Raw genomic sequence first — 11,462 nt, 5'->3', positions numbered from 1 at the left:
ATTGCTATTTAAGCTTAACAAACAGGATTAATCAGCCATCATGCCTGCTTGATATGCATGACGATCCGTTTTTCAGAAATAGGATAAGCAGTACCTAGCACCTGCGCAAAGCAAGACACTCGGTATTCTTCTATCATCCAGCGGGCTTCAAGCAGTGCTTCTGGTACTGGCTGAGTTTTAGGTACCTTGGCTAATTGCGCTGAAAGTAAGTCCTGAAGTTTGCTAATACTCACCATATGTAAGCGATCACGGGTTGGATCAACAGGCAGCTTTTCAAGGCGGTTCTCTATCGCTTTAAGGTAGCGACCGACATCAGCAAGCCGTTTCCAACCGCAATGCTCAACAAAACCTCTAAACACTAACTTATCAAGCTGGTTGTTGATGTCACTCATCGCAAAGGCAATATCTAAGCTGATCTTGCCTTTTAAGCGTTTTTTGATCCGCTGATAGATAGTCAGCACTTGCTCCACTTGCAGTGAGATCTGTTCAGCATAACCATTAAGTTCTTGTCTAACCCAATCTTTAGCTTGCTCAAATTGCTGTTCATTGCGCACATCTAATTGTTTTTCATCAAGTAGTTGCTGCACTGATGCCGAAATTATATCGTCAATTAACAACTGTACTTGTCCAAACGGATTAAAATACATCGCAAGCTTGGCTTTGTTAGGCAATGCTTTTTGTAAATGCTTCACCGGTGACGGAATGTTAATCTGCAATAAGCGTCTTAAACCTGCTCTATGATGCCGCTCTGCCTCAAATTCATCATCAAACAGTTTAATCGACACCTGACTTTTCTCGTCAATTAGCGCTGGATAGGCTTTAACTTCATAGTTGCCCCTGCGTTTTTGATATTGCTTAGGTAAGTCGCCAAATGACCATGTAGTAATTTCTTTCTTTTCAATGCCATCTTCAGCCACATTGCGAATGGCTTTAGCCACCACACCTTGCAGTTTATCTTTTAAGGCATCGAGATCTTTACCTTGATCTACCAAGCGATGTTTATCATCTTCAATTTTAAAATTCATTGTCAGATGCGCGCTTAACTGGCTTAAATCAAAATCATCAGCGCTAATGCGGGTCCCTGTCATTCTTAATAACTGTTTGCACATAGAATCAAGCATTGGCATTGCAAACGGCTCCATCGCTTGTACACAAGCGCGGCCATAATCTGGCGCGGGGACAAAGTTACGACGCAGGGTTTTAGGTAATGACTTAATCAGCGCCACCACTTTTTCTTCGCGTAATCCCGGCACTAACCAATCAAAGTCTGCGGTATCAATTTGGTTAATTAACGCCACAGGAATATGAATAGACACGCCATCATCAATTGCGGCGGGTTCAAAGTGATAACTCACTTTTAAGCCTAAGTTGGCTTTGTGCCACACTTCTGGGAAATCTAAAGCAGAAATATGATCGGCGCTGCGCTGCATTAACAGCTCTTGGTTAAAGTCCAGTAACTCAGGTGAGGCTTTACGGGCTTCTTTCCACCATTTAAAAAACAGTGGCGCGTTATAAATCCCTTGCGGAATTATCGGCTCGTAAAAATCCACCAGTACTTGTTCGTCAACTAAAATATCGCGGCGACGTGATTTGTGCTCAAGGGATTCAATATCATTAAGTAGCTGCTGATTTTTAACAAAAAACGGCTCTTTGGTTTGTAACTGCCCTTCTGCTAAGGCGCTACGAATAAAGATCTCCCGCGCTTCTACGGGCTCTATCGGGCCATATTGCACACGGCGACGATTAACCACGGTTAAGCCGTAAAGCACTTGGTTTTCAAAAGCGATAACACTGGCGGGTTTGGCTTCAAAGTGCGGCTCAATATGATTTTTCTTAATCAAATGCGCAGCAAGAGGCTCTAACCATTCAGGCTGAATTTTGGCGCAGCAGCGAGCAAATAAACGCGAGGTTTCAGTTAGCTCTGCTGCCATGATCCACTTAGGGCCTTTTTTAGCCAGTGGCGACCCCGGGAACACAAAGAACTTACGATTGCGGGCACCAAGGTACTCGTTATTGGCATCTTTAAAACCAATATGACTCAACAAACCCGACAATAAGGCTTTATGCAGGTTGTCATAACTTGCTGGGGTATCATTTAAACGCCACTTTAAGTCATGCACGGCTTGTTTAAGCTGTGTGTATAGATCTTGCCATTCACGTACCCGTAAATACGCTAAATATTCTTCACGGCACTGCTTTCTAAATTGGCTCGCCGACAACTCGCTTTTTTGATCTTTAATGTAATTCCACAAATTAACCCAACTGGCAAAATCAGAGTCTTTATCGCTATAGCGTTTATGACACTCGTCCGCCGCTTGCTTCTTCTCTATGGGTCTTTCGCGTGGGTCTTGAATCGACAATCCAGCAGCAATGACCATCACTTCATGCAAACAGCCCATATCTTTTGCTTCAAGCACCATACGGGCTAAGCGAGGATCTAACGGGATTTTAGCGAGATTGCGACCTAAGTTGGTGAGTACAAGGTCTTTGCGCTGCTTTTTAACAGCCTGTAACTCTTCAAGCAATAAGAAACCATCACGGATGTGTTTCTCTTCTGGCGGCTGAATAAACGGGAATCCAGCGATATCGCCTAAACCAATGGCTAACATCTGCAAAATAACCGATGCTAAGTTAGTACGCAGGATTTCAGGGTCGGTAAATTCCGGACGCTGCATAAAATCCATTTCGTCATATAAACGAATACAAATACCCGCCGCAACACGACCACAACGACCTTGTCGCTGATTAGCACTGGCTTGGGATATCGGTTCAATGGGTAAACGCTGCACCTTAGTGCGGTAACTGTAACGGCTGATACGCGCCGTGCCGGGATCGATCACATAGCGAATGCCCGGTACCGTTAATGAGGTTTCTGCCACGTTTGTAGCCAATACTATTCTGCGGCCTACATGACTTTTAAAGACTTTAGATTGCTCGCCATAGGATAAACGTGCATATAGCGGCAGCACTTCAGTATCGCGATAATTTTGCTTACGCAGCATTTCAGCGGTATCGCGAATTTCGCGCTCACCGTTCATGAAAATCAAGATATCGCCTGGGCCTTCGGCCATTAACTCATCAACAGCAGAAAAAATACCGTCACTGACATCTAGGTCTGCATCGGTATCACGGACTAATGGCCTGTAGCGGGTTTCAACCGGGAAAGTACGCCCAGATACTTCAATGACTGGAGCATTATTGAAATGCTTCGAGAAGCGCTCAACATCAATGGTTGCCGAGGTAATAATAACTTTTAAATCAGGACGCTTTTTAAGCACTTGTTTTAAGTAGCCTAAAATGAAATCGATATTGAGGCTACGCTCATGGGCTTCATCAATAATGATGGCGTCATATTGATTCAAGAACTTATCAGAGGTCAATTCCGCTAATAAAATACCGTCGGTCATTAGCTTGATGTAACTGTCTGGACTAATGGCATCAGCAAAACGGACTTTAAAGCCAACAACCTCGCCAAGCGGGCTGTTTATCTCTTCAGCGACACGGTTTGCCACACTTCTTGCGGCCAGTCGTCTTGGCTGGGTATGACCAATTAAGCCACGGGTACCAAGGCCTAACTCTAAACAAATTTTGGGTAACTGGGTGGTTTTACCTGAGCCGGTTTCACCTGCCACAATTACCACTTGGTTATTAGCAATGGCTGAGGCAATATCATGACGTTTTTGCGACACTGGCAGCGAGTCTGGGTAACTCACTTTTGGAATGTTATTGAGCCTAAATTGCGCTTTATCAAACGCTTTAACGGCTTGCTCTGATAACTTAGCCAGGAGTTGATCTTTCTTTTCAGATTGCGGCTCTTTTTTCAACTGAAACAACCGACGACGAATTTTAGCCGCATCGGTTTGATAACATGAGTTTAGGTATGCTTTAGAGAGCGGGTGTTGATCTGAATTCAAATCTAATTCCTAGCAAGTATTTCAAAAAATGCGATCCTAGCAAGGAACTAGACTGAATGGTATTAGTTTAGGCTTTTCCTGCCTATGCTGGGGTTAAATAACATTGCTGCATATACAAATTCATCGCACTGAGTACATTGGTTCGGTTAATGGTGCCAATCACTTTTCCGCCTTCTACCACGGGGTAAATTTTAGGTTTCGCCCCCAGCATTTGCTCTGCGAGTTGTAAAATACTGCCATCGGGCGATGCGGTTAGTACCTCTGTTTGCATGCAATCTTTCACGGTTTCTGTCATATCGCAGTGATAACTACTTTTAAGCATTACCGACATACAATCTTGCTGAGATAAAAAACCTACCAATGCGCCGCTATTATCAATCACGGCGGCGCCCGCTTTTTTGTTGCTTAATAAATGCTCCACCGCTGTAGCCAGTGACATATCGGCTTTTAACAGTACGGGTTGTCGATCCATATAATCAGATATTTTTATTGAATCCATAATATTTACCCCTTAAATCATTTTTATGCGCTTACGCTTTACCGAACCACTGAGGCTTAATTCATTAAAATCAACAGGCTAAAATTATATCGTCAGTGACTGCTATTTGTCGGTTTACTTATTTAGTGTAGTCAAATTTAACAACATCAGCAGATTGAATAACTAGATTGCGGTAATAGGGCTTTTAAATTAATTGGCAATAGCATGGAGCAGTTAATGGATCAGGCCGATTAAGCGCTAAGTTAAGCGCTAAGTTAAGCGCTGAGTTAAGCGCTGACTGGCTCTAACAGTCATAGCATGAATTGCTGATATAGAGACTGCATATAAAAAATCTGAGCTTTCGCCCCATTATTGTCTTTAAAGCAATAGTGATACACATTTAGCCTTATATATAAGCCAATTAAAACCAGTAATAATGCGTCAACTTAGATTGCATGCTGTTGACAATGAAAGCAGCCAATACAACAGATTGCGGGCGCAACAGTTTTAATTATTTGCAGGATCAAAACGACATGACAGATACCAATATCCAACTGACTTCAACAATCAGCGAAGACAATAAGTTAACCCTGACTTTGCGCGATATCGATATGCCACAGCCATCAGCCGATGAAGTTGTTATTCGCATTGAAGCTGCGCCATTAAATCCCTCAGACTTAGCGGTTCTGTTCAGCGCAGCGGATATGACAACGGCGACTCAATCAGGTACTGAGCAAAATCCTGTCATTACTGCGGCTGTTCCTGCTAAGTTTATGCCTGCAGTTAAAACCCGTGTTGGTAAAGCAATTCCTGTTGGTAATGAAGGTGCTGGAACCGCTGTCGCTGCGGGCTCATCCGCTGCTGCACAAGCATTAATGGGGAAAACTGTTGCTGTGATTGGTGGTGGCACTTATCGTCAATATATAAGTGCTAATGTGCGCAGCTGCTTAGAATTAAAACAAGGCACCACGGCAAAAGAAGGCGCATCTTCTTTTGTTAACCCACTTACAGCGTTAGCCATGGTTGCAACAATGCGTGCTGAAGGCCACAAAGCCATCATTCACGCGGCAGCGGCATCTAACCTTGGGCAAATGTTAAACCGAATTTGTATTGCCGATGGCGTGGATTTGATTAACATCGTACGTAAAACTGAACAAGAAACACTGTTACGTGATATGGGTGCAAAATACGTGGTTAACTCAAGTAGTGATAGTTTCCTTGCTGACTTAACTGCAGCAATTATTGAAACTGGTGCCACAATTGCGTTTGATCCTATCGGTGGCGGTAGATTAACCAGTGATATTCTTAACTGCATGGAAGTGGCTGCCGCTCGTGATATGAAAGAGCACAGCGTTTATGGCTCTGACACCTTCAAGCAAGTTTACATTTATGGCGCATTAGACCGTGGTCCTATTACGCTAAATCGTAACTTTGGTTTTGCTTGGGGTGTAAATGGATTCTTATTATTCAATGCACTAGGTAAACTAGGCACTGAAACTGTGGTTGCTATGCGTAAGCGTGTTGCTGATGAAATCACTACCACATTTGCTAGCCACTACACACATGAAGTGTCATTAGCGCAGGCATTAAACTTAAAAACGATTGCGGGCTATGCAAAACAAGCGACCGGAGAGAAGTATTTAATTACACCTCAAAGCTAGTTACCACTAATAGTCAGTTATAGCTAAAAGCAGATCTCATTTATGGTATCTGCTTTTTCTTATTCAGTTTTAATAAAGACTGCCTGTGTTATTTCAAGCTTTTATTTTTAATTTTCTATTTCAAGCTTTTATTTCAAGCGTTTATTTATGGTAGAACAACCAATAACTTTAAAGTCCCATTAGTTATCATTTGCAGTAAAGTCGATTTTAGGTGAAAACACCGTTCGATTTTTTCCAGATTTCTTAGCTTCATACATCAAATCATCGGCAACTTTTATTAAACCTTCTATATCTTCTGCATCTGTTGGGAATTTTGCTACCCCAATACTGCATGACAAATTAAAACTAGTTTGTTCGTATGTAATTGTTTCACTGTTGAGCCCATGAATTTTGCGGGCTAAAGTTTGGATGCCAAAACTATCATTTTCGGTCACCAATATTAAAAATTCATCACCGCCATATCGCGCAATACAATCTGATTTTCGACATGAAAGCTGCAAGCGACTCGCTATCTCTTTTAAAATAACATCGCCACATGGATGACCATAGGTGTCATTGATGCCTTTAAACCTATCCACATCAATAAAGAATAAATAAGCATGGTTCCCGCTACGCTGGGCAAGCGTTGAGTGTATATATTGACTGCTGTAAAAAGCTGTTACGATTACATAATCCGGTTAAATTATCTGTTTGAGCAAGCTTGGTTGTTTCCGCTTCTAATTCTTTTATTCGGGTGATATCTCGGCTAATACCAAACATGCCTATTATTTCGTTAGAGTCATTAAAAATCGGGGTTTTGCTGGTGCTTATCCAGCACAGCTTTCCATGTTGATCAAAATAAGTTTCTTGTAATGAATCAATAACTTTACCCGCTAATATTTCTTCATCAACGCGTCGATAATGAGCGGCATGCTGCTCATCAAAAATATCAAAGTCTGATTTTCCGACAATATCTTCAAGGTTTTTTAATTGCAGAAGATCCAGAAAAGGTCTGCTGGCATAGGTAAATCGAAAATCCCTGTCTTTAAAATAAATAAAATCTGAGCTGCTTTCTAAAAAGAAAAGAAAATAATCATTCCCTGACATTTTATTGTCTTTACCTATCATTAATGCCTTAATCCTTTAGTTAAATACAAGCGATAAAACGTCTAAGCAAGATGTCTTCTCAGCCTTCATCCATTTTTAACAAAGCTCGAATGATCACAATTCAAGCTATGGTCTATACCAATCAAATATTGAAAAATAACATTAGCAGCTAGATCATAAATTGCAACTTTAGCTGCAGTTTGTTGAAAACCTATCACGACAGTTTAGTACTATCGCTAAGTTAAATACTATAGCTAAATTAAATACTACAGCTAAGTTAACTATAGTAGCGATGAGCTATTCACTTAAAGCAAGTTGATAGCATTGCTTTAAGTGACTGCGCTAAACTCTTTTAACGCTGAAAGCGCTAGCTCGGCCTTAGCTGATGGTACAAAGATATGGTCGTGATAATAAGCCGCTATAACGTTAGCACTAATACCATAAGCCGTTAATTTGGCTGATATCGCCGCGGTTAACCCTACCGCTTCAAGACTGGAATGCACCGTTAAAGTGATTTGGCGAAATGCGCCTTCAAATGCTAAACCCGCTTGCTGGGCAGCAGTTTTTTCTAACACTAACGTTAATCCTTCTGCCTCACAAAATGTCGCCACTGGATTAAGGCAGATATAATCAGCTAACACACCTGAAACCGTACAAAACACAAACTCTGGTGAGAGTAATTGTGGCTCCATAGACTTTAATAGTGCATTTAATTCTGTCATACCTGACATGATGACTCCTCTATTGCTGACACGCTATTATTAAACCTAAAGCTTGGCATAAATCGCTATATCACGGGGCAAGTTAATACTTACTCATTACTGCGGCTTTTAAACATGTTTTTTAGCTTTACCTTTAATGGTTTTAGCTTCATTAAGTAATCACGAATAGTGTCTGCTTTTGCTAGATAAACTTGTTCTTGTTCAGATAACTGCAGTGGCTGATAGGTTCGTATTAAACGATATAAATTGTAATTGCTGACCTTTTTGGCAATCAACCAAATTGGCGACCACTCAAAACTGCGTAACGTTACTCTTTCAAAATCAACCATGGCTAGTTCTTGGTCATTTTCTGCTAGTAAATCACGTATAGGCATTGCATGGCGCGCAACCCCCTGAGCTAGCATATTGCTGAATATGCTACGTAAAATCATAGTTTGTTCAACAGATAAGGTTTCTGGTGCAGTACCTTTTAAACGACTCATTGTTAATGTGGTATTTTTATCGTCAAAATGTAGCAATTTGGGAAAATTATCGAGCCCGGTTAATCGTTGCAAGGCTATTTTTTCTCTTGAGTAGCGCCTGTTGTAATCCTTCACCTTTTTAAATGTTTTAATGACAGAGCTAGCTTCAATCACAACTTTCATTTTTGACGTTTCGTAAACACCATCTTTAACTGCTTTCATATAACTACTTCCTTTTAATAATCCTTAAGGTCCAAAAATCGCAACTTAAATCCTTATTATTGCGTCACTCACTCCCTGCGTCCCACTATCAGTCGGACAGTCTTTTTTACCCAAGCCACAGTTACAGTCATTCAATTCCACCGTGAAAAATAAAGAAACAGCTCGATACTCAATCAAGCTTATAAAGCTTAAGTGTAAAGTGTACCCACTTCAAGTTCGTACTTGTCACGCAGCATTTAATCTATATTACTTGTTGATGATAAAAAGCCGAAATAAATTAACCTTTTGAAATACAGACAATATCCAGAATTTACCATCCAAAACCTGAACGGCAATAAGAATAAAACGCCATGACGAGGCAGACTGCTGATTAAGCAAAAGCATCACTAGGTTAAGCTTTTAAATAAATAATACTTATAATAAACAAACTTGAAATAAACAAGGCTTGAAATCAACAGGCACCAAGCGAATGCTTGAGCCTAAGCGACTATTTATCGCGCCAGATCATCACTTGGGCTTGTTCACCCTTTTTACGGGTCGCACGGTACATACCTTCAGTATTAAATGGTGTGGCAATATTGCCGCGATGATCAATGGCGATAACCCCGCCGGTGCCACCAGCAGTAATAAGCCGTTGATTAATCACTTCATCAGCAGCTTGAATAATGGATTTACTTTGGTATTTCACTTTGGCGCAAATATCACCTGCCACATGGTAGCGTATAAAAAATTCGCCATGGCCGGTTGCTGAAACTGCACAGACGCCATTTTCAGCATAAGTGCCTGCGCCAATAATAGGTGCATCACCAATACGACCATAACGCTTATTGGTCATGCCGCCTGTTGATGTACCCGCACTAATATTGCCACTTTTATCCAGCGCTACCGCGCCCACTGTGCCCACTTTAAATTCGGCATCAAGTGCATTATGAGATGCTATATAGTCTTTATTGTCTGCCTTAGCTTGCTCCATTTTTGCTTTAGCCCGTTGCAATGATTCATAACGGTGTTGAGTATTAAAAGTCTCATTAGCAACCAGCGGCACCCCTTGGCTTAAGGCAAACTCTTCTGCCCCTTCGCCATAGAGCATCACATGTACTGATTTATCCATCACCAAACGCGCCAAATCGATGGGGCTTTTAACGTGCTTAACACCCGATACAGCGCCTGCATTCATGGTTTTACCATCCATAATAGAGGCGTCCATTTCGTGCTGTTCATTGTGGGTATAAACCGCCCCTTTTCCAGCATTAAAGTATGGCGAATCCTCTAAAATATTGATCGCTTTGGTAACGGCTTCAAGGCTTGAACCGCCCTTTTCTAACACCACATAACCTGTATCAACGGCCTCTTTTAATTTAGCGCGATAGGCTTGTTCTTGTTCAGGGGTAAAACTACTGGCCTTTATCGTGCCTGCACCGCCATGTATCGCAATAGCAAACGGCTTGTCATTGGCAACACTGCCAAAAGACGAAACCAGCAAGGTTATACATGACAACATGGTTAATTTATTCATTGTTATTCTCATATTTATCAAGGGGCTTATAGGCTAAGTTATAGCGCTGAATGATGCTCTAATTGAATTGATTCTATGGGAAAAGTAATATTAATCAAAGCTGCAACTCATCAGTTTGAGATAATGATAGTGACTAAGCCATAATTATAATCCCTTAAGTGCTAGCACGATTATCAACTTCGCTGACAACCCATGGATCTCGCTGGTAATGTAATTTATGGCTCAATATCCTATTTTACAATTCATGTTGTGAATGCTGTTTGCCAGCTTTGGCATTAAAGATTGAGTAGGCAACAGCCAAGACTAAACAAATAGCCGCTGGTATAAATAGGGCTTCAAACATCAAGGCACTATAAGCAAATGTGCCGAACACACCACCCAGAATAAACCCTGATATGATTAACATAAACAATAGCGCTTTACGCTTATCAAATGCCTCACCCCTTAACCTTGCCCCGATCATCAAACCTAAGTCAGTGAAAATACCAGTAACATGGGTCGTTCTCACTACAGCGCCACTAAAAGTCGTCACTAGGGCATTTTGTAATCCGCAAGCCGCCGATGCTAAATAGTGACCAAACAAGGCATCCTTTGTTAAAAAATAAATGGCGCCTAAAATAAATAACGCCTCCAGCAACAGAAGTCGACTGTAATTTCGGCCTAATCTTAAAGCGCCACCACGTAGAAAAAATCCCGATAAGGTTGAACCCGCTAAAAAGCTAAGTATCACCCCCAGTAAGTGCAAAGTGCTGATAAAGGAAGCATCAGCAATTGAAGTACCAATCATGGTCGCTATGCCGGATAGATGCGAAATCGATTGATGGCTAAAGCCCAAAAAACCAACCGAATTAATAAATCCTGCCACCAATGCCAGCACAAATGCGCCATATTCCACCCAACGAGGTAATTTTGAAATCACAGAAATCCTTAAATCGTTTAGATTAATGAAGGTATTATTTACTTTAAATTAAGCCGCTTCATCTAAAAATAAAGTGCCATTGTTGTGATTACCGCAGATAAGACCATGACGATTACAAAACATATTTGAGTCTGCTTTTTTGTCTTGTTCACTAACATTATTCGCTATTTTATAGGGGATATGAGTCGCCAATGACACCCGTTGCTGCGGCATCTCTAGATATAAATAAACGATACTTTCCAAGTACAACTAACAACATAGCAACTAACATGGCTAGCATCCAAATATCTTCTATCTAAGTAATTAAAAGTATTGTTTTTAAGCTAACTGCCAAATACTGCGATTGTTTCTATAGCTTCCAATAGTTAATTTCACTCCACAACTTGCCTGTTTCACATATTCTAGCGACAATATAGTATGAGTTTATGGCCTTTATAAGCATTCTATAATTGTTATTCAAATTTTTTCAATTTTGCGTTATCA

At 41.0% G+C, this 11,462-nt stretch carries 10 protein-coding genes; 1 reads left to right on the top strand and 9 read right to left on the bottom strand.

What is annotated here, in order from left to right; all coding sequences use genetic code 11:
- Positions 1-38: 38 nt before the first annotated feature.
- Positions 39-3,914 (bottom strand): ATP-dependent RNA helicase HrpA, encoded by a 3,876-nt coding sequence (gene hrpA, locus BM739_RS09520; RefSeq protein ID WP_076539979.1) that lies wholly within the window; start codon positions 3,912-3,914, stop codon positions 39-41.
- An 82-nt stretch (positions 3,915-3,996) separates the two neighbouring features.
- Complete coding sequence (locus BM739_RS09515; RefSeq protein ID WP_076539977.1) at positions 3,997-4,413, bottom strand: CBS domain-containing protein; 417 nt, start codon at positions 4,411-4,413, stop codon at positions 3,997-3,999.
- 512 nt (positions 4,414-4,925) lie between these two features.
- On the opposite strand from BM739_RS09515, the gene BM739_RS09510 reads away from it, so the two are divergent.
- Entirely contained in the window at positions 4,926-6,053 is a 1,128-nt protein-coding gene (locus BM739_RS09510; protein WP_076540106.1) for a zinc-binding dehydrogenase, read from the top strand.
- A gap of 179 nt (positions 6,054-6,232) precedes the next feature.
- On the opposite strand, the gene BM739_RS09505 is transcribed toward BM739_RS09510, so the two are convergent.
- The 7 genes from BM739_RS09505 to BM739_RS20120 all read right to left on the bottom strand — a co-directional run bounded on the left by BM739_RS09505 (position 6,233) and on the right by BM739_RS20120 (position 11,222).
- Positions 6,233-6,631: a GGDEF domain-containing protein gene (locus BM739_RS09505; protein ID WP_076539975.1), complete on the bottom strand. Its 399-nt coding sequence runs from the start codon at positions 6,629-6,631 to the stop codon at positions 6,233-6,235.
- A gap of 31 nt (positions 6,632-6,662) precedes the next feature.
- Positions 6,663-7,160: a PAS domain-containing protein gene (locus tag BM739_RS09500; protein WP_076539973.1), complete on the bottom strand. Its 498-nt coding sequence runs from the start codon at positions 7,158-7,160 to the stop codon at positions 6,663-6,665.
- 308 nt (positions 7,161-7,468) lie between these two features.
- Positions 7,469-7,870, bottom strand: a complete 402-nt coding sequence (locus tag BM739_RS09495; protein WP_076539971.1) for an ACT domain-containing protein — start codon at positions 7,868-7,870, stop codon at positions 7,469-7,471.
- 80 nt (positions 7,871-7,950) lie between these two features.
- Entirely contained in the window at positions 7,951-8,544 is a 594-nt protein-coding gene (locus tag BM739_RS09490) for a hypothetical protein (protein WP_076539969.1), read from the bottom strand.
- A gap of 487 nt (positions 8,545-9,031) precedes the next feature.
- Positions 9,032-10,072, bottom strand: a complete 1,041-nt coding sequence (locus BM739_RS09485; protein ID WP_076539967.1) for an isoaspartyl peptidase/L-asparaginase family protein — start codon at positions 10,070-10,072, stop codon at positions 9,032-9,034.
- A gap of 223 nt (positions 10,073-10,295) precedes the next feature.
- Positions 10,296-10,979: a YoaK family protein gene (locus BM739_RS09480; protein WP_076539965.1), complete on the bottom strand. Its 684-nt coding sequence runs from the start codon at positions 10,977-10,979 to the stop codon at positions 10,296-10,298.
- 48 nt (positions 10,980-11,027) lie between these two features.
- The gene (locus BM739_RS20120) at positions 11,028-11,222 is read right to left on the bottom strand and encodes a hypothetical protein (protein ID WP_139326861.1); all 195 of its coding nucleotides are present in this window, start codon (positions 11,220-11,222) and stop codon (positions 11,028-11,030) included.
- Positions 11,223-11,462: the final 240 nt, after the last annotated feature.

Source organism: Shewanella sp. UCD-KL21, assembly GCF_001957135.1.
Taxonomy (GTDB): Bacteria; Pseudomonadota; Gammaproteobacteria; order Enterobacterales; family Shewanellaceae; genus Shewanella.
This window is presented reverse-complemented; position numbering and strand designations above follow the sequence as displayed.

Bases quoted from the DNA above. Each gene is read 5' to 3' on its own strand.
- BM739_RS09515 (WP_076539977.1), bottom strand. From the start codon at position 4,413: ATGGATTCAATAAAAATATCTGATTATATGGATCGACAACCCGTACTG.
- BM739_RS09490 (WP_076539969.1), bottom strand. From the start codon at position 8,544: ATGAAAGCAGTTAAAGATGGTGTTTACGAAACGTCAAAAATGAAAGTT.
- BM739_RS09495 (WP_076539971.1), bottom strand. From the start codon at position 7,870: ATGTCAGGTATGACAGAATTAAATGCACTATTAAAGTCTATGGAGCCA.
- BM739_RS09500 (WP_076539973.1), bottom strand. From the start codon at position 7,160: ATGATAGGTAAAGACAATAAAATGTCAGGGAATGATTATTTTCTTTTC.
- BM739_RS09485 (WP_076539967.1), bottom strand. From the start codon at position 10,072: ATGAGAATAACAATGAATAAATTAACCATGTTGTCATGTATAACCTTG.
- BM739_RS09510 (WP_076540106.1), top strand. From the start codon at position 4,926: ATGACAGATACCAATATCCAACTGACTTCAACAATCAGCGAAGACAAT.